The organism is Candidatus Falkowbacteria bacterium (assembly GCA_018674305.1).
Lineage (GTDB): Bacteria > Patescibacteriota > Patescibacteriia > UBA11705 > JABHMO01 > JABMRF01.
This window is the reverse complement of the sequence record JABHAL010000007.1, coordinates 58,375-76,078: the sequence shown is the minus strand read 5'-3', so window position 1 is coordinate 76,078 and position 17,704 is coordinate 58,375. Positions and strand designations below refer to the sequence as shown.

The 17,704-nt window shown below is 36.2% G+C and carries 20 protein-coding genes; 14 read left to right on the top strand and 6 right to left on the bottom strand.

The features are described 5' to 3' along the window. Positions 1-71: 71 nt before the first annotated feature. Complete coding sequence (locus HN643_03290; protein MBT7500667.1) at positions 72-908, bottom strand: HAD family phosphatase; 837 nt, start codon at positions 906-908, stop codon at positions 72-74. A 292-nt stretch (positions 909-1,200) separates the two neighbouring features. Here HN643_03290 and HN643_03285 point away from each other — a divergent pair, with 292 nt between their 5' ends. The 4 genes from HN643_03285 (at position 1,201) to HN643_03270 (ending at position 4,819) form a co-directional block, all read left to right on the top strand. Next, positions 1,201-1,563, top strand: coding sequence for a four helix bundle protein (locus HN643_03285; GenBank protein ID MBT7500666.1), 363 nt, complete (start codon positions 1,201-1,203; stop codon positions 1,561-1,563). Between the two features lie 103 nt (positions 1,564-1,666). Continuing rightward, positions 1,667-2,320 (top strand): hypothetical protein, encoded by a 654-nt coding sequence (locus HN643_03280; protein ID MBT7500665.1) that lies wholly within the window; start codon positions 1,667-1,669, stop codon positions 2,318-2,320. Between the two features lie 12 nt (positions 2,321-2,332). Continuing rightward, positions 2,333-3,001: a hypothetical protein gene (locus HN643_03275; protein MBT7500664.1), complete on the top strand. Its 669-nt coding sequence runs from the start codon at positions 2,333-2,335 to the stop codon at positions 2,999-3,001. 9 nt (positions 3,002-3,010) lie between these two features. Beyond that, positions 3,011-4,819 (top strand): hypothetical protein, encoded by a 1,809-nt coding sequence (locus HN643_03270; GenBank protein ID MBT7500663.1) that lies wholly within the window; start codon positions 3,011-3,013, stop codon positions 4,817-4,819. A gap of 52 nt (positions 4,820-4,871) precedes the next feature. Here HN643_03270 and rpmA read toward each other — a convergent pair whose 3' ends face one another. Continuing rightward, positions 4,872-5,156 (bottom strand): 50S ribosomal protein L27, encoded by a 285-nt coding sequence (rpmA, locus tag HN643_03265; protein ID MBT7500662.1) that lies wholly within the window; start codon positions 5,154-5,156, stop codon positions 4,872-4,874. 172 nt (positions 5,157-5,328) lie between these two features. On the opposite strand from rpmA, the gene HN643_03260 reads away from it, so the two are divergent. From HN643_03260 to HN643_03235, 6 genes are all read left to right on the top strand, one after another. After that, entirely contained in the window at positions 5,329-6,120 is a 792-nt protein-coding gene (locus tag HN643_03260; protein MBT7500661.1) for a hypothetical protein, read from the top strand. Between the two features lie 140 nt (positions 6,121-6,260). Further along, a complete protein-coding gene (locus tag HN643_03255; GenBank protein ID MBT7500660.1) occupies positions 6,261-7,370 on the top strand; it encodes a ribose-phosphate pyrophosphokinase in 1,110 nt (369 codons plus the stop codon). Between the two features lie 64 nt (positions 7,371-7,434). Further along, complete coding sequence (locus HN643_03250) at positions 7,435-7,818, top strand: Rrf2 family transcriptional regulator (GenBank protein MBT7500659.1); 384 nt, start codon at positions 7,435-7,437, stop codon at positions 7,816-7,818. 5 nt (positions 7,819-7,823) lie between these two features. Then, the gene (locus HN643_03245) at positions 7,824-8,204 is read left to right on the top strand and encodes an iron-sulfur cluster assembly scaffold protein (protein MBT7500658.1); all 381 of its coding nucleotides are present in this window, start codon (positions 7,824-7,826) and stop codon (positions 8,202-8,204) included. A 21-nt stretch (positions 8,205-8,225) separates the two neighbouring features. After that, on the top strand, positions 8,226-8,444 hold the full coding sequence (locus tag HN643_03240; GenBank protein ID MBT7500657.1) for a NifU family protein: 219 nt from the start codon (positions 8,226-8,228) through the stop codon (positions 8,442-8,444). A gap of 77 nt (positions 8,445-8,521) precedes the next feature. After that, a complete protein-coding gene (locus HN643_03235) occupies positions 8,522-9,688 on the top strand; it encodes a cysteine desulfurase (GenBank protein MBT7500656.1) in 1,167 nt (388 codons plus the stop codon). A gap of 45 nt (positions 9,689-9,733) precedes the next feature. On the opposite strand, the gene ftsW is transcribed toward HN643_03235, so the two are convergent. From ftsW to HN643_03215, 4 genes are all read right to left on the bottom strand, one after another. After that, a complete protein-coding gene (gene ftsW / locus HN643_03230) occupies positions 9,734-10,855 on the bottom strand; it encodes a putative lipid II flippase FtsW (protein ID MBT7500655.1) in 1,122 nt (373 codons plus the stop codon). Continuing rightward, on the bottom strand, positions 10,856-12,199 hold the full coding sequence (gene murD, locus HN643_03225) for a UDP-N-acetylmuramoyl-L-alanine--D-glutamate ligase (GenBank protein ID MBT7500654.1): 1,344 nt from the start codon (positions 12,197-12,199) through the stop codon (positions 10,856-10,858). 21 nt (positions 12,200-12,220) lie between these two features. Beyond that, the gene (gene mraY, locus HN643_03220; protein MBT7500653.1) at positions 12,221-13,165 is read right to left on the bottom strand and encodes a phospho-N-acetylmuramoyl-pentapeptide-transferase; all 945 of its coding nucleotides are present in this window, start codon (positions 13,163-13,165) and stop codon (positions 12,221-12,223) included. A gap of 107 nt (positions 13,166-13,272) precedes the next feature. Continuing rightward, positions 13,273-13,674 (bottom strand): hypothetical protein, encoded by a 402-nt coding sequence (locus HN643_03215; GenBank protein ID MBT7500652.1) that lies wholly within the window; start codon positions 13,672-13,674, stop codon positions 13,273-13,275. Positions 13,675-13,787: 113 nt separating this feature from the next. Here HN643_03215 and miaB point away from each other — a divergent pair, with 113 nt between their 5' ends. From miaB to HN643_03195, 4 genes are all read left to right on the top strand, one after another. Further along, on the top strand, positions 13,788-15,065 hold the full coding sequence (miaB, locus tag HN643_03210; protein MBT7500651.1) for a tRNA (N6-isopentenyl adenosine(37)-C2)-methylthiotransferase MiaB: 1,278 nt from the start codon (positions 13,788-13,790) through the stop codon (positions 15,063-15,065). Positions 15,066-15,113: 48 nt separating this feature from the next. Continuing rightward, a complete protein-coding gene (locus HN643_03205) occupies positions 15,114-15,431 on the top strand; it encodes a hypothetical protein (GenBank protein MBT7500650.1) in 318 nt (105 codons plus the stop codon). Positions 15,432-15,582: 151 nt separating this feature from the next. Continuing rightward, complete coding sequence (gene miaA, locus HN643_03200; GenBank protein ID MBT7500649.1) at positions 15,583-16,578, top strand: tRNA (adenosine(37)-N6)-dimethylallyltransferase MiaA; 996 nt, start codon at positions 15,583-15,585, stop codon at positions 16,576-16,578. Between the two features lie 532 nt (positions 16,579-17,110). Further along, positions 17,111-17,680: a hypothetical protein gene (locus tag HN643_03195; protein ID MBT7500648.1), complete on the top strand. Its 570-nt coding sequence runs from the start codon at positions 17,111-17,113 to the stop codon at positions 17,678-17,680. The last annotated feature ends 24 nt before the right edge of the window (positions 17,681-17,704 follow it).

Here is a 17,704-nt window from a genome sequence, read left to right as displayed (position 1 = left end):
ATTATATTATAATTAAATCAAGTTTTTGTCAAATAAAAAACTGTTCTGATTTTCAGAACAGTTTTGGTTTATTAAGCCTTTCTGGTTTTCTCAATGAACTGCAGACATTCAATTGCACCTGTGGCTAATTTTTTTTGTGAAACAAACTTGGAGCGAGCCTTGAGATTATCTGTCGCGTTGGCAACTGCAGTATGGATAACTCTTGGCAGGTCAATAATGTCTGAGTCTGAATCACCAACAATAGCCAGGAAATCGATATTTATTAAACCCTGAAGAGTTTTGATTCCCTGCGTTTTACTTGAGTCAGGATGATGCAAGATACAAGCACAGTATTCATGTAGATTGACGTCAATTATAGGTGTAACTCCAAGAATTTCCCTAAACATATTTACTGCTCTTTCTACAAGTAGTGACATAAGTTTAGGATTAAGACTAAAACCAGTAGGGTCAAGCAGTTTTGCGTAAAACGCAAAACTGTATTGCCGTTCACCATTTACAATAACAACTGGTTTGGCTGGATCTTCTTTGAGTGGCCTCAGGATTCTTAGCCAATCCATGGTGTCCCCAGAAGTGACAAGAATTTGAGAATCGTTTCTACGTAGACTATTTACAAATCTCATATACAGTGACTCAAAATGATCTCGCCTAGCATCAACTAAATACCCAGAAGAACTGACGTTAGGGCTTAAGCGAACAATATTGCCTTTTTCCGCAATAATTGGACCGTTAGTTTGCAATATTCTTTGAAAATGCATTACCGAATTAAAGTGACGGTCTGAGTTTAGTCCAATTCGCCAACCATCAGCCTGTAGTCTGGCAATCTCTTCAATAATTCGCAAGTCAGTTATTTGCATGTTGATATCAAGAATGGTTTTGTCCAGATCAAGTAAAATCATCTTTGCGCCCATTTTATCTCCTGGGAAAAATGTTAAAGAAAGTAATCCCTTAAAAGAACTTTAAACTAGTTTAATTTAAATCAGCCATATTGTCAACGTCAAATCTTGTCGACCTACCTCGTCAAGATTTTTTACTTTTTTCTATGAGTAAAATTAGTTTCTGAAAATCTTGACGGACGTGGATAACATTTTTCTTGAATCTTGGAGAGAAGTGTTTAACAATAGAAGTAGAATTAATCAATTGACCAATTTCTAAATCCTAAATAAATTTCAAATAACAATTATCTAAATTGAAAACAAGTATATGAATAAAAAAGAAAAAAAATACGACCTTGAAGAAAGGACAGAGCGATTTGCTGCTAATTGCCGTGCATTTATTAAAGAATTAGTCACTACCATTGGTAATAGAGAAGACAGTAAACAGTTAATTCGCTCAAGCGGTTCGGTGGCTGCAAATTATATTGAGGCTAATGAAGCTTTTAGTAAAAAGGATTTTGTGTTCAGATCTAAAATTTGCCGTAAAGAAGTTAAGGAAAGTAGATTGTGGTTGAGTCTTTGTTATATTTCACAAAATCAATCAGAGTTGGAAAATCAGCGAAATTTTTTAATTGTGGAGGCAATAGAGATTACAAAGATATTTGGAGCAATAGTGGAAAGTTGTAAATAATTTGTGTTTCAACTTTTGAATTTATTTAGAGTTTGATCAATTGATTAATTGGTCATTATCGCCAGAGTGGCGAATTGTTCATTGACAATTAGGGGGGCGTAAAATGAAAAAGGTATGTTTGTTTTTACTAAGCGTATTTCTCGTTTCATGTGCAAGTCAACCAGAACTACAATTTAGGAAAGCTAGAACCAATGAACCAATTGATTATGAGAAAATTAAGGTAATTGATCCAGATGTTCGTTTAGCTTCAAACGGAAATGTTGGAGTATCAGCTTTCGGGTATAATCCACGTAAATGGGAAGCCAGTAAATTACAAATTTTCAATTTTCCAATTTTATGGCTCAAGGATCCTCAGCTATTAAGTAAAAACATTTACATTGTTAAGCAGGTTGGACGTTCAATTTTGTTTTGTCTTATTGAAGTGGATGAGAAAGGGGCCAGAGAAGAAAGAAAAAGCAAAGCTGACTACAGTTTGTTCTTGATAAAAATCAGTGATGCTCGTTTACCAATAAATTGGGAAGAGTATTTAGAACAAAAATATCAGTCGAATTATTTCTCTCATCGCGTCGTTGATGTTGGACAGAGACAAGTAGTTGAGCTTAATTGGAATACAAATCATTATTGGAATGCACCAACTATTTTGGTGCAAAATGGCGAACAGGTTCACGAAATGATCATGCTCTATCAGGGAACAAGTAGAACTTATGTCAATCAAATTATGAATAAGTTTCCTTGGCGAGCGGTAACTCTAAATTAAAAGGAGAAAGTTATGTGTAGATTGGAGAAAATGGGGATTCTTTTGTATGTGGTGATCTTAGTAACAATGTGGATAGTCTTTACGCCGGGCTGTGTTCGTCATGTTGAGCTAGAAGAAGATTATTCTTGGGAAAATAGTCAGACAGTAAATTTGAGTTCAGATGATAATATTGCTGAGCAAGCGACTCTAGATTGGCAATTACATGAAGACGAAATCAGTTTTCAGTTTCCCGCTGATTGGCGAATTGTTAAACATGAATCTATAAACTGTTTGAGCTATGAAATTAAAAATACTGAGAACCAAATTGTCAGAGGCGCAGTTTTGCCTGAGGACTATTATCAAGATTTCGGCGGTGAGTGGCAGGTCAACACTGAAAAGTATGCTACGGACTTTATGGCGTTTTCGGTGGATTTCTATCCTGGGCTTAGCGGAGATTGGCCAGAAATTCTGCAGATTATTTATCCGCAGTTGGTGGCTGAGTATGATTATTATCAAGTCCCATACCAGCCGGAAGTTGAAGCTATTAGTTTAACTATCAAGACTGGCTTGATCGAAGGACAGACGCGATTCATTGCCAAAGGCGAACAAGGAGTGTTTGACTTTGCCTTGTTGTTTAGACAAACAGAACAAAGTAAAGCAGTCGACATGTATTATCAATTCATTTCCAGATTTGTTTTTTAGGAGGACGTCATGAAAAGATTTTTACTAAGTGTATTCATTTTGTTTTGGTGCTGGCCAGTTTTGGCAAATGATGTGTTGCTTGAAAATGTGACATTTAAGTCACAGTCTCCACCTGGTGATTGGGATGATAATATGAATTGCGGTCCAACTTCAGCGGTCATGTTAGCTTCCACATATTTAGAAATTGACGCGGACGAAGACGAGATCAAGATTGTTATTGATTGGTTGTATGATAATGAGTATATTCAACCACAGTTGGATGCTGAATATTATGATGGTAATTCAACTAGCATCACACAAATAGCTAATGTTTTGACCGGGAAATACAAGCTAGGGCCGGTAGTGAAAAAGAACATTGGCCAACTGAGCTATTTGCAGGCAAAGTTAGAGAAAGATAATCCAGTGATGGTAGCAGTTAATGTGCAAATGGACCCAACCAAGATGGGACATTTTATGGTAGTGGTTGGCTTAACAGAGGATAACGTAGTTGTGCATGATCCTGGAAAAACACAAGGTTCTTTCAATAGCTATTCGTACGCAACATTCCTAGCCTCCTGGAAAACGTCAAATTACGCTAGTTTAGTTGTGGATACTTCCAAGGTGACCTGGCATCCAGATGGTAGTCTGGTTCAAGTGATCGGTAATGCAAAGGTTTACATTTTGATAGACTCCAAGACTTATTGGATCAAAAACGAGGCAGTGTTTAATGCTCACAATTACGATTGGCAAAAGATTATCTCAATTTCACAAAAAGAATTCAACTGTTATGAATATGGTGGTGAGATTGATTGGCAACCGTATCGAGAACTATTTAAAGTTGATGACATCTATTATCTAATGGAAAAACAGACCTTTGATTCGAATGGCGGTTCTGTTTACCAGTTTGCTTCAGAGGCAAGTTTTAATAGTTGGAACATTTCAGGTGCTGTTGTTGAATTGTCTGTTAATCAGGCTAATGAACAATACTTTTCTATTTATGCAAATGGGGGACCGCTGTACATTCGACATGGTACTTTGTTAAAACCAACTTTCAATGTGCCAGCTTATGGTGAAGGTTTAACCTTTGTTGTAGATAATCAAGGAACTCTTAGAAATTTTGAAAGTTGGGACTTGTTTGAACAGATGGGTTATGACAAGTTGCCGGTGACCTTGATTGGTGACCCAGAACTACTGGAGAGTATTCCTGGCTTTGATGAAATGATTACTGTTGATATGAGTAAGCAGTGTCAAAATCCTGGTGAATATGGTCAATATTCAATTACCATTGATGAACCTGAGCCAGAAGTAGAACCAGAGCCAGAGGTAGAACCTGAGCCAGAAGTTGAACCTGAACCAGAAGTTGAGCCTGAGCCAGAGGTAGAACCTGAACCAGAAGTTGAGCCTGAGCCAGAAGTTGAACCTGAACCAGAAGTTGAGCCTGAGCCAGAGGTAGAACCTGAACCAGAAGTAGAACCTGAACCAGAAGTTGAGCCTGAGCCAGAAGTTGAACCTGAACCAGAAGTTGAGCCTGAGCCTTTTGAAATTGTTTGTACGGTTAGTTGTCCTTCAAATATGAAGGCATTTATTTGGTACGGTTCAACAGGGGAGTCAATTGGTTCTCCTGCTGTAATGCAAACGACTAAACAGGAACTTTGTTTGCGTGGTCAGCCCTGGATTGATTTCAATTGTGCTTGCAAGTACCCAGAACTTTGGTCATGTTTTGACCCGACTGAAGCTGAAGTATTATGCAGTCACAATTTTGAAATTGAAATTCCTGGTTTGATTGATTCGGTAGGAGAAGGCGAGGCTTGGTTTACAGAGTTTATGTGTTTTGAATAAAACAAAAAAGGATGGAGTCATATCTCCATCCTTTTCTCTTTATCTGAGAGGATTATTTTTTTCCAGGTTCAATACTTATAAAAGTTCGTCTTTTCAATTTGCCAGTAAACGTCTTCATTTTCTTTTTTGAAAATTCTACTATTCCATCAATTGTTGAAAATAAAGTATCATCTTTTCCTTTCATTACATTTTTTCCAGGATGAACTTTTGTCCCTCTTTGGCGAATCAAAATATTACCGGCTCTAACAGTTTGGCCACCATATTTCTTAACACCAAGTCTTTGTGCATTTGAATCTTTTAAATTTGAACTACTACCACCCGCTTTTTTATGTGCCATATATCGCTAAATTTAGTTATTTATGTTTTTAGAATTCATCAGTCATTAGCTGATATACAGTTTATAAAAATTTATCGACTTTGTCAAGTATTTATCAACAAATTTAGTTATTTAAGGTATTAAATTGACAGTTACTCAAAAATTTGGTTTGCTATATGTATAAATCAATTATATGAAGTTATTCATCTTAATTCTAATTAGTTTGGCTGTTCTTAACGGAGCAAGCTATGATCAAGCTATTGGCCAGGTTCAGGATCAGTTGGCTAGTTTTGAATACAAAGTAAAAGATTGGCAAGTTGATTTAGAAAATGAGCCTAAAGAAGAAGAAGTTCCAACTACGGTAAATTTAAATGTGGATTTTGCCTCTCAAGCTCCGCTGGCTAATTGGGACTTGCCATATCAGGAAGCTTGTGAAGAAGCAGCTCTAATTCAAGCTTATTATTATTTTAATAATAAAAAATTGACCAATGAATTAATGGACAAAGAAATCATTGAAGTTGTTGAGTGGGAGAAACAAAAGTTTGGCTTGTATTCTGATACTGAGCTTGTAGAAGTTGAGATTATGGCAAAAGAGTATTTTAATTTGGATGTGAAAATTGTTGAGCAGGTTGAAGTTGATTTAATGAAAAAATATTTAAGCCAGGGTTATTTAATATTAATCCCGACTGCTGGCCGTGAATTGGGTAATCCAAATTATACAGAGCCTGGTCCTTTATATCACTTCTTAGTTATTCGTGGTTATGACCGCAATGAATTTATTACCAATGATGTGGGAACCCGAAAAGGGGATGGTTATAAATATAAATACCAAACGATTATTGAAGCAATTCATGATCTGCCCTTAAAAACTGATGGCCAACCATTTCGCCCATACGATGAATTAGTTGAAGATGATGAAAAAGAAAAGAAGATGTTAAAGGGTTCCAAACGAGTTCTGTTAGTAAAAGGAATTCTCGATAATTAACATAGAGAATAGCTACTTATATTGAGTAGCTTTTTTATTTTGACAAAATTGACTGGTTTGCTAAACTATTGTTGTGACCAATATTTATTATGTTCTACGGTTCAGATTACACATTGCACCTGAATCAAGGGAGAAAAACTATGCCTAAGGGATTGAAGTTATTTGCAGGTAATTCACATTTGAAGTTTGCACGTGAAGTTGCAAGGCATTTAGATGTGAAGTTGTATGAACCTGATCTGGCTGACAAAAAAGGCAAACAAATTACTTGGTTCTCTAATGGCAACTGTTTGGTTGATATCAAGGAAAATGTCAGAGATTTTCATTGTTTTATAATCCAAACTCAAGCACACGGCAGGGCCTTGATAGGAAAAGACGAACAGGGTAATGACCTGTGGGGATGTAATCTTCGGCTTAGCGATATGATCATGGAGTTATTTTTGATGATTCATGCTTTGAAAACTTCCGGAGCATCCAGCGTCACGGTTGTGATGCCATATATGCCGTATGTGCGTAGTGACAAAAAAGATCATGCGAGAGTTTGTATAGGCGCGCGATTAATGGCTGATTTGCTTACTGAATCAGGAGCTGATCGCATATTATTGATGGACCCACACTTTGCTCAGATTAATGGTTTCTTTGATGAGAAAAGAGTCAAAGTGGAGGTTCTCAAGGGAAAGCCGATCATTGCTCGACATTTTTTGGAAAAGCATGATTTAACTAATTATGCGGTAATTGCACCTGACGTCGGTGATTCCAAGCCCTGTGGTGCCTTGGCAACTAACCTGGGTTTACCTATGGCAATCATTGATAAACGTCGATATGGTGATGATGAAAAGGCCGTGCCAGAAGCGTTAATTGGCGTTGATAGAGTCAAGGGACGAATTGGCATTATGCCAGACGACGAAGTAGCCAGTGGTGGAACAATGAATGATGGTGCAGACTTTCTCATTTCAAAAGGTGTTAAATCCTTAATTTTAGCACCGACTCACGCAGTGTTTAGTTCCATGAAGGGCTTAGCTGCCATGGAAGCCAATACCTCAATCCAGGAAGTAATTGTAACTGACACAATTCCGATTGATCCAGAGAAAAGAGCTGTTTTGAAAAAGTTAACAGTTATTCCCGTGACTAGAAACTTTGCTGATGCAATAAGAATTCTTTTTTACGGTGAATCACTGGATAAATACAAAGCAGGGTTGTATGAGGGGCTGAGCGATATGAGGAATGCTCGGATTAAATCTGTAGAGAACTAACAACTTGACACTATTTTTAAGTGTGCTACACTAATACCAACTAAACTAGTTGGTATTTATTTTTATGAAATTTAGCACCAAAGCAGAGTATGGTCTAAGGGCAATTGTACATTTAGATAAAGCTGGCAAAAAGTCAGTTTCTTTGGCTTGGATTGCTGATAAGGAAAAAATCTCGCTATCTTATTTGGAACGATTATTTGCTAGTCTAAAAAAAGCTGGTTTGGTAAAGGCAGATAAAGGTGTTAAGGGTGGTTATTATTTAACCAAGCCTGCAAGCAAGATAAATTCTCTTCAAGTAATTGAAGCTCTTGAGGGTTCAGTTGCTCCGTATGAGTGTGTAACAAGTGGGGCATGTTGTGATTGCAAGTGCAAAGTTTTACCAATTTGGACTAAACTTTATAAACAAATAACTAAAACGTTAAAAAATATTAAACTAAGTGAATTATAAAAAATATGCAATATTCAGAAGAACTAATGGATCATTTTAAAAGTCCCAGAAATCAAGGTCAGATAGAAGATGCTGATGGTGTCGGGGAGGTTGGTAATATTAAGTGCGGTGATGTAATGAAAATATATATTAAAGTAGGTGAAGAACTAGGAGACGATACAATTTTAGAAGATGTTAAATTTGAAACTTTAGGTTGCGCAGCAGCTATTGCTGCAACTTCAGTTTTGACCGAGTTGGCCAAGGGAAAGACTTTTAAACAAGCTTTTGCTATTACAAAAGACGATATTGTAAAGAAATTAGGACAAGTCCCAGCTCTTAAATATCATTGTTCAGTTTTAGCAGAAGAAGGGTTAAAAAAAGCAATAGAAGATTACAAAAGTAAATAATTAATAGTAAATATTAAATTTATGAAAGATAAAATTGAAAAAGCTCTAGAAAAAATAAGACCAATGTTACAAGCTGACGGCGGAGACGTTGAGTTTGTTGATTTTGTGGATGGTATTGTTAAAGTTAAATTAACTGGCGCTTGCCATGGTTGTCCAATGTCGCAAGTCACACTCAAAGATGGTATCGGAAGATTATTAAAAGAGGAATTTCCAGAGGTGAAAGATGTTGAAGCTGTTTAATTTTTGAAAAGAGAATTAAGAGATTAAGTAATTCAGCTAATTTAACTTAATTCACCCAGTTCGTTTAATTAACTTTTATGAAAATTTATTACGACAATTCAGCAACCACTAAGGTTGATCCAAAAGTTTTTGAAACCATGGCGCCATATTTACAGGAAGAGTTTGGTAATTCTGGATCAATGCACAGTTTTGGTCAAAAGGCATTAGCTGCAGTTGATAAAGCCAGAGACCAGGTGGCCAGATTTTTGGGTTGTGAAGCCCAGGAAATTATTTTCACATCAGGCGCAACGGAATCAAATAATTTGATTTTACAAGGAGTCGTTAAGTACTTTACAAAACAAAATAAAGAAATTCACATAATAACATCTCAGATTGAACACCCAGCAGTATTGGAAGTTTGTAAGGAATTGGAAAAACGTCCAATGGTCGAAGTTGATTATGTTAAGGTTGATAAAGCTGGAATTATTGATCTTGAACAACTGGAAAGTAAAATAAAAGATAACACAGTTTTGGTTTCAATAATGTATGCCAATAATGAAGTCGGTTCTATTCAGCCATTAAAAAAGGTTGACGAAATCCTAAAACAAGTTCAGACGAACAGGGGGAGTTCAGGGCTACCAATTTATTTTCACACTGATGCAGTCCAAGCAGTTAATTATCTTGATTGCAAGGTTGATAATCTTGGCGTTGATTTTTTGAGTTTATCAGGTCATAAAATATATGGCCCCAAAGGTGTTGGTGCGCTATATATTCGAGCTGCTGCTAAGCTGGAACCAATCATTTGTGGAGGTCATCAGGAATATAATTTGCGACCAGGTACTTTGAATGTGCCAGGCGTTGCGGGATTAGGCGAGGCAATTGAATTAGTAGGAGAAGAAAGTAAAAAAGTGAAAAAAATCAAAGAACAGATAGTCAAGGAATTGGAAAATATTGAAAATGTTCGTTTTAATGGCGAGTCTGAAAGTCAATTGCCAAATTTGATCAATATTAGTTTTCTAAAAGCAGAAGGTGAAAGCATCTTGATGATGTTGGACATGGAGGGTATTGCAATTTCAACTGGTAGCGCTTGTTCTTCTGGGTCTTTGGAACCTTCTCATGTTTTAACCGCGATGGGAATTAAACCTGAGTGGTCTCATGGCAGTGTTCGTATCTCTCTTGGAAGATTTAATTCTGAAGATGAAATCAGTCATTTTATTAAAGTTATAACTTCAACTATAAAAAAATTACGGCAGATGGCGCCGTAACAGTGGAAAGCACATGAAGTAAAAATCAGCTGGAAAAGCTGATTTTTATTTTAGCATTTTTGTTTGTTTAGAAATATTTATTAATATGCCCATGGCCATCATAGTTACAGCTAGCGCTGAACCCCCATAGCTTATGAATGGCAAGGGGATGCCGGTCATCGGTAAAAGTCCAGACATGGAAGCAATATTGAAAAATGCTTGAAACACTAACCAACTTACAATACCAGTAGCCACAAGTCGACCAAATTGATCAATAGAATGTTTCGCAATTATTAATCCTCTATACATTAGGAAAATAAATAATGCCAACAAGAAGATACAGAGAATAAAACCTAGCTCCTCAGCGTATATTGCGAAAATTGAATCACCAGTTGCTTCTGGTAAATATTGAAATTTTTGTCTGGAGTGACCAAAGCCTCGTCCCCAAAAACCACCAGATCCAATTGCTAAAAAAGCCTGATTAATGTGATAGCCAATTCCTTGCGGATCAAGTTCTGGATGTAGAAAAGTGGTTAATCTGGCTGCTCGGTAAGCAGAGTTGATTATTAGAAGGTAAATTGAGCTGGCGCCAGCCAGAAATAAAAAAAACACATGTTTGAATTTTGCGCCTGAGGCAAAGTAAACTGCAATACACATGAAAATGATAATTGATAAAGTTCCCATGTCTGGTTGTAGTAACATCAATACTGAAATTATACCGATTAGAAAGACAAATGGTAAAAATCCGGAATACAAATCCTTAACACCGAAAGTTCCTCGTTTTTCTAACCAGGTTGCCAAGTACAATAAAAAGGTCAATTTAACAAGTTCAGCTGGCTGAAAAGAGAATCCACCCATGTTGATCCAACTTTTCGCCGTTCCATATTGAACACCAACACCAGGTATAAAAACTATGACCAAAAGTAATATTGAAACAGCTAATAAGGGCAAAATGAATTTCTTCCAAATTTGGTAATTAATTCTAGCAAAAATAAAAAGTAAAGCTAATCCTGGAAGTAACCCAAATAGAATTTGATGTTTTGCAAAATAGTAACTATCATTGAACTTTTGATAACCAACTGCTGTACCAGCTGACGACAAGACAATCAAGCCTAAGACAATAAGTACCCCCAATGTTACGATTAGGGGCATGTCAGGAGAATGGTATTTTGATCTTTTTTGGTGCATTTATTTAAGTTGTTTAACAAAAGTTTTAAATTGCTCACCACGATCAAATTCGTTAATAAACATTCCAAAGCTGGCGCAACCTGGAGAAAGTAGAATTGTATCACCAGGCAGGCTTAGGCTGTAGGCGTGTTCAATCGCTTTCTTGAAATCATTATACCTACCAGCAATAATGTTTTTACCGCCATATTTTATTATTTTCTTTTCAAGTTCATCAGTCGCAGACCCCTCGAGAAGAACAACTACTTTTACTTTTTTAACAATAGTTCTTGCGAATTCTGTCAGATTGAGATTTTTTGTTGCTCCACCAGCTAAAAGTATAACTGGAGGCTCGACTGAATTTAGAGCCATTTTTCCAGCTATTGGAGTTGTGCTAGTGGTGTCATTTATAAATTTAATATCGTTAACAGTGCCAACTTTTTCTAGTCGGTGTTCAATTCCTGAAAAAGCTTCGATTGAGTCCCTCATGTGTTTTTTTGTGAAACCTAAAATTTTACCTACCGCTAACGCGGCTGACAAGTTTTCTAGATTGTGAGCTCCATCAACTTTTAGTTTCCAGGAGGCTGGGACATCCTTTTTGTGAAAATTTATTGTTTTTGATTTGATTTCAGAGGAAATCTTTTTTGTGTAGTTATTTTCAGCATTAATTAAACAGTAGTCAGATTTTTTTTGATTTTGAAAAATTAGTTTTTTGTCATTAATATACTCGCGCATGGATTTGTAGCTATTGAGATGATCTGGAAAGATATTAGTGAAAACAGCAATGTGTGGACTGATTTTTTTCCAGCCGAATCCTTGTAATTGCCAACTGGATAATTCCAAAACGACTAAATCATTTTTTGTTACCTGATTGATTAGGGGTAAGGTCGCTTCACCTTGGAGATTTCCTGAAATATAAACATTCCTTTTTTCATTTGCCCAAATTTTTTGCAGCATTTGTCCAATTATTGTGGTGGTTGTACTTTTACCACGAGTCCCAGTTATACCAATAATTGGACAGGGACAATATTCAGCAAATAATGATTCGTCCATATCAACGGGAATGTTATTTTTGAAAGCTAATTTCAAAAAGGGGGACTTTAGTGGAATTCCTGCATTGCGAATGATCAAGTCTGCACTTAGAATGTCTTCTTCTTTGTGTTCTTCCAGTGTATATTTGATATTTGAATAAGGTTTTAGTTTTTCTAGTGAGGTTTCAAGTTCTTCGGCAGTTTTCAAATCTGTAACTGTGACTTGCGCGCCTTTCTCAGCAAAAAAAATCGCGTCTTTGAGACCACGACCAAGTAAACCTAATCCTAAGATTAGAATTTTTTTATTTTTATAGTTTGGTAATGTTTTATTTGGCATTGCGTATTGGATATTATAGGGTTAATACCAGCCTTTATCTAATAGAAAAACTATTACACCGGCCACTGCAGTAATTGAAGAAATTAGCCAAAATCGCATAACAACTTTTTGCTCTGGCCAGCCAAGAGCTTGAAAATGGTGATGAATCGGAGCTGAAAGAAAGACTTTCTTTTTGCGAATTTTTTTTGACAACACTTGAATTATTACAGATAAAGATTCAATTACAAAGAGTAATCCGATTATGGGTAATAGCAATGCTGTATTGGTTAACATAGCAATGATTCCAACGGTTATTCCTAAGCTCATTGCTCCAGTGTCACCCATAAAGAAGCGGGCTGGATTGATATTGAACCATAAAAAAGCCACCAGGGCTCCCATGATAACGCCACACATAGCAGCTAATTCAAATTTCCCTTGAGCAAAGCAAATGGCACCTAGTGCTGCAAAAGTTGTGGCTAAAGTTCCACCAGCAAGACCATCGAGACCATCAATTTCGTTGACTGAAAAAGCAGTAGCCACGATTATGAAAACAAATAATGGAATATACCAAAAACCAATTTCAAAATTGCCGACAAAGGGTACATGAAAAACGTCCCAATCTAACTTGAAATAAAACCATAGCGCACCAATGGCCGCAATGATAGTGTACAGGCTAAGTCGGTAAATAACGCTTAGACCACCTCCTTTGGGACCTATTTTTCGAACACCTAGATAATCATCGATCAGACCGACAACGGCAGCAAACATTAATAGACCTAGTGGCAATAAGGTTTGTTCTCGGGTCAAAAAGTTTAATTTACTGACAACGCTTCCGGGCCAGAACATTTCTAGAAAAGGGAAGAGTAGAGCTAAGAATAGTACAGGCGCCCAAATTAAAATCCCACCCATGGTTGGGGTACCTGACTTTGCTTTGTGTAGGGAAGCAAAAATTGGAGCTGACTTAGAGTCTCGGATTTGCTTTCCCATTTTATATTTGTACAAAAAATGAGTTAATAGCGGAGTTGAAAAAAAAGCAATTAAGAAAGAAAAAAGACTTAAAAGTCCGATTTTAAATACTAGGGCTGTTTCCATAACTAAATATTAATTAAAATTGTTAGTAATGTTGAGAAAAATAATAATACTTGGCACACAGTTGAAGTAATTGTTAGAAAGTAGCTGACCAGTTCTTTTTTGTTGTAGATAATCAGCGCAAAAATTGTGTTTATTAGAAAAATTGCTAAGCCAATTCCAGGTAAGTAGAATATTTTTTGCCAGCGACCAAAAAGATCAATGCCTAAATAAATATTATAATGCAAGGGAATAAAAGCTTGTTCTTCTGGTAGGTTATAAACTGCTGGGTAGAACTTGTAATAAATTAGCAACCAGATCAAAATATTAATTAAAATACCAATCCCACTGGAAATCAAAATTAACTTATTTTTCCAGGCGGGAGTGTTTTTTAACTTATTGATAAATTGATGGAAATGAATCAACATATATAAGCGAATTTCAAAATCTTAAATTCTTTGACATTGTAGCATATATTTTGCGTAATTTGAAGAGTTTTGTCAAGCTTGAATAATTGTGTAAATTATGCTATTTTGTACGTATGAAAACATATCATGTTATAACTTATGGTTGTCAAATGAATAAGTCGGATTCTGAAAGAGTGGCGGCTGTTTTTGAACACCTAAGTTATTCACTAGTAGAGAAAATGGAGCAAGCAGATTTTATCGTGGTAAATGCTTGTAGCGTAAGACAAACTGCAATTGATCGAATTTGGGGGATTGTTAAAAAATGTAAGATGTTAAAATCAAAAAAAGAACTTACTACTATTTTAACTGGCTGTTTGCTTGATGAAGATAAGAAAAGTTTTCAAAAAAAGTTTGATTTTGTTTTTAATATAAAAAAATTGAGTGAACTAGAAAAGTTCTTACACTCAAAACAGGAGTATACCAGTGAAAACTATTTTGACACTCTACCAAAATTAAAAAAAGATTATCTAGCATATGTCCCAATTATGACTGGTTGTAATAATTATTGTAGTTATTGCGCTGTGCCATATGCTCGTGGTCGAGAAGTTAGTCGCCCGGTTAAAAAAGTTGTGGAGGAGGTTAAAAGTTTGGTTGCTTCTGGTGTAAAAGAAATTCATTTGCTAGGTCAGAATGTCAATTCATATAATCCCAGCAATGGTTTTTCTGCTGAAAATCCATTTAAACAAAATTTTGCCAAACTTCTCTGGGAGGTGGATCAAATAAAGGATTTAAAACGAATTGGTTTCACTTCTAGTCACCCAAAAGATTTACATGATGATGTGATTCAAGCTTTAGCCTTGCCAAAAATGATTAATCATCTTCATTTAGCTTTACAGTCAGGTGATAATCAAATACTAAAAAAGATGAATCGAAAATATACAGCGGAGGACTTTTTATTACTTATTAAAAAATTAAGAAAAATTAAACCAGAGATTACGATTGGAACGGATATTATTGTGGGATTTCCTGGAGAAACAAAAGAACAGTTCGAAAACACTTTGAAATTATATGAAAAATTAAGATTAGATATTTCCTATCATGCCATGTATTCACCAAGAAGCGGAACTAAAGCAGCAGAATTTAAAGATGATGTCTCCTATGAAGAAAAGAAAAGGCGTTGGCATAAAATTCAAACGTTGGTTAAAAAAATTGCTCTCGAAATAAATCAAAAGTATTTAGATAAAGTTGTAGAGGTTTTGATTGATAAAGTGACGACTCGTTATGCTGAGGGAAATAGTTTGGAAATGAAAAGAGTTCGAGTGAAAAATGACAATGTGAAAGTAGGCGATTTAATAAAGGTAAAAGTAAATAAAGCTCAAGAGTGGTTGTTGTATGGTGAATTAATAAAGTAGTTGTGTTAAAATAGATTAAGAACGGCACTCTAAATTTGGGGAGGAGATATGAATGCAGATATTAGAAAAATGCTGGAACGCGCTGAACTGATACGAAAAACTGGCAATATGCCCATGCATGCAATGTTGATGGCAGATATTATGAAATTTTGTCGGACAAATGATATTCCTGGAGGTAATGTGTTTGATGGGACTGCTAGTGATGAAAAGTTAGCTATCTCAAGTGAAATTGCCGCGGGGGTATTAGAATTTTGTCATGATCAAACAATTGGTTCAATTTTTAACTTGTCAGAGCAACAAATGATTGAGCTCAATCTAAGGGCAACTACTATGGCAAGAGGAAATGATGGAAATGGAATTAATTAAAAAAGATTTTCAAAAAAACAATAAACCGTTCAAACGTTTGAACGGTTTTAAAATGAAAAAATAGCTTTATAGATTGTTTAAGTAATTGTATTTTGAATAAAGTCAACCTATTGACCAGTTAATGTTTTATTGTTATTGTTTTAATGTTTTTATGAACAAGAAAAAACAAAAAGTAATCATCGTCCTTGGTCCAACCGCCAGTGGTAAATCAGGTATCGCTCTCAAACTCGCAAAACAGTTTAACGGTTTTTTGATTTCTGCAGATTCGCGCCAGGTTTATAAACAGATGGATATTGGCACCAACAAGGATCCAGGTGTTTGGAAAGAGGGAAAATATTATCTTGTTGGTGAGGATTCAGGATTCAAGAGCCAAGAGCCAGGAAAGATTAAGGAGCAAGGATTAAAGAAAAAAAACTTGGAACATTCGGACCAAATTCAAGAATACATGGTGGATATTATTGAACCGAATCAGGAGTTTAGTCTGGACGACTGGTTAAAACAAGTTAAACAAATTATAAAAGACAATCCTAGTCGGATGCCAATTATTGTCGGTGGAACCGGACTATATATTTCTGCATTGGTAAATGATTATCAATTATTAGACGGTTTTGATGAGAAACTTCGAGCCAGGTTAGAAAAGCAGATTGAGAAAAAGGGGATTAAGGCTTTGCTAAGTGAGATAAGGGAAATCGATCCAGGAATTGAAAATAAAATTGACACCTCCAATTCACGTAGAGTTGTGCGCGCGGCAGAAATTATTTTAAAAACCAAAAAGCCATTGGAACCTCAAGTGGGGGAAGGTGAATTTGAATTTTTACAACTTGGGATAGCTTTACCAAGAGAAGAACTGTATGCAAAAATTGACAAACGAGTAGATCAAATGATGAAGGAAGGTTTAGTTGAAGAAGTAAAGTCTTTGATCAAAAAAGGTTATGACTGTAGTTCTTCTTCTATGAGCGGTATTGGTTATCGGCAGGTTTGTCAATTTTTAAATAATGAAATTAACGGCGTAGAGGCCGTTCGTTTAGTTAAACGAGATACGCGCCGTTACGCCAAACGGCAGTTAACCTGGTTCAAAAGAGATAAAACAATCCATTGGATTAAGGATTATAATGAAGCGAATAATCTAGTGAACGACTTTATATAAAAAGAAAAGTCTCACAGTTTGACTGCGAGACTTTTTTGTTTGGGTCGGTGGTAACCTTTCGGGAAAAAGCTTTTTTGTGAAAAACGTTTTATGGATCGATCCAATCACTAAAAGCAAATTCCTGGGTGCCTGATCACCGCATTGTCCCACGGTGTTCTTGCTTGAAAGCACATCGGCTAATAAGCTGTCCCTAAGGCTTTAGAAAATCCCAGTTTTATCTCAGTGAGCTTTCGCTCACATAACTGAGCACCAGGAGTTACCGTGCCCCAAAACCCATCCGATCGCAATTTCCGCAGCAATCATCAAGGCTCGAAATTAAATTATCATAATTGAAAATGAATGTCAATGTTAAAATCAAAGATTGAACAAATATTCAGCAAATATTCAGCTTCTGTTATGATAATATTTGTCTAATATTAGCGTAATATACGTGCAATATCTTTGATCTAGTATTGACTTTTTGTGCTATATTTGCTATACTCAACTGTTAAATATAGTATAATGTTAATGGTGAATAACCAGGAGGTGAGTGATGAGATATTTGTTTATCTTTGTGATTGTGGTAATTTTGATGTCTGGGTGCGTTCTTGATTGCATTGATTGCTATCCAGCTTGTTGGGATGATTATGACTGCTATTCGGATGAATATTGTGCTAGTGATGGATATTGCTATGCCTATTCTTCTCCGAGTGCTTCGGTCGTTGTGGTTTCTGACTATTGCTACTCAGACAGTGATTGTATGTACGATACATACTGTGCCACCGATGGTTACTGCTATGAAGCAGTGGAATTCGCTTGTTACACAAGTGACGAATGTCCGTACGGTACGTACTGTGATATGTACGGCTACTGTCATGAGTCGGGGTATTCAAGTTCGGACTACGGTTGCTGGGATGATTACGATTGTCCAACGAATTCCTATTGCGCAGATGATGGTAGTTGTTACGACTACGAGGACGGTTGTTATTCAGACTATGATTGTGTAGCTGGGTACTATTGTGACGTAGACGGACACTGCTACGAAGAAGAAGTTTGCTGGAGTGATTACGATTGCCCAGGTGGTTTCTTCTGCGCGACGGATCACTACTGCTACGAGTGGTAAAACCAAAGAGCGGACTTCTCACGT

Bases quoted from the DNA above. Each gene is read 5' to 3' on its own strand.
- HN643_03290 (MBT7500667.1), bottom strand. From the start codon at position 908: ATGGGCGCAAAGATGATTTTACTTGATCTGGACAAAACCATTCTTGAT.
- HN643_03285 (MBT7500666.1), top strand. From the start codon at position 1,201: ATGAATAAAAAAGAAAAAAAATACGACCTTGAAGAAAGGACAGAGCGA.
- HN643_03280 (MBT7500665.1), top strand. From the start codon at position 1,667: ATGAAAAAGGTATGTTTGTTTTTACTAAGCGTATTTCTCGTTTCATGT.
- HN643_03275 (MBT7500664.1), top strand. From the start codon at position 2,333: ATGTGTAGATTGGAGAAAATGGGGATTCTTTTGTATGTGGTGATCTTA.
- HN643_03270 (MBT7500663.1), top strand. From the start codon at position 3,011: ATGAAAAGATTTTTACTAAGTGTATTCATTTTGTTTTGGTGCTGGCCA.
- rpmA (MBT7500662.1), bottom strand. From the start codon at position 5,156: ATGGCACATAAAAAAGCGGGTGGTAGTAGTTCAAATTTAAAAGATTCA.
- HN643_03260 (MBT7500661.1), top strand. From the start codon at position 5,329: ATGAAGTTATTCATCTTAATTCTAATTAGTTTGGCTGTTCTTAACGGA.
- HN643_03255 (MBT7500660.1), top strand. From the start codon at position 6,261: ATGCCTAAGGGATTGAAGTTATTTGCAGGTAATTCACATTTGAAGTTT.
- HN643_03250 (MBT7500659.1), top strand. From the start codon at position 7,435: ATGAAATTTAGCACCAAAGCAGAGTATGGTCTAAGGGCAATTGTACAT.
- HN643_03245 (MBT7500658.1), top strand. From the start codon at position 7,824: ATGCAATATTCAGAAGAACTAATGGATCATTTTAAAAGTCCCAGAAAT.
- HN643_03240 (MBT7500657.1), top strand. From the start codon at position 8,226: ATGAAAGATAAAATTGAAAAAGCTCTAGAAAAAATAAGACCAATGTTA.
- HN643_03235 (MBT7500656.1), top strand. From the start codon at position 8,522: ATGAAAATTTATTACGACAATTCAGCAACCACTAAGGTTGATCCAAAA.
- ftsW (MBT7500655.1), bottom strand. From the start codon at position 10,855: ATGCACCAAAAAAGATCAAAATACCATTCTCCTGACATGCCCCTAATC.
- murD (MBT7500654.1), bottom strand. From the start codon at position 12,199: ATGCCAAATAAAACATTACCAAACTATAAAAATAAAAAAATTCTAATC.
- mraY (MBT7500653.1), bottom strand. From the start codon at position 13,165: ATGGGAAAGCAAATCCGAGACTCTAAGTCAGCTCCAATTTTTGCTTCC.
- HN643_03215 (MBT7500652.1), bottom strand. From the start codon at position 13,674: ATGTTGATTCATTTCCATCAATTTATCAATAAGTTAAAAAACACTCCC.
- miaB (MBT7500651.1), top strand. From the start codon at position 13,788: ATGAAAACATATCATGTTATAACTTATGGTTGTCAAATGAATAAGTCG.
- HN643_03205 (MBT7500650.1), top strand. From the start codon at position 15,114: ATGAATGCAGATATTAGAAAAATGCTGGAACGCGCTGAACTGATACGA.
- miaA (MBT7500649.1), top strand. From the start codon at position 15,583: ATGAACAAGAAAAAACAAAAAGTAATCATCGTCCTTGGTCCAACCGCC.
- HN643_03195 (MBT7500648.1), top strand. From the start codon at position 17,111: ATGAGATATTTGTTTATCTTTGTGATTGTGGTAATTTTGATGTCTGGG.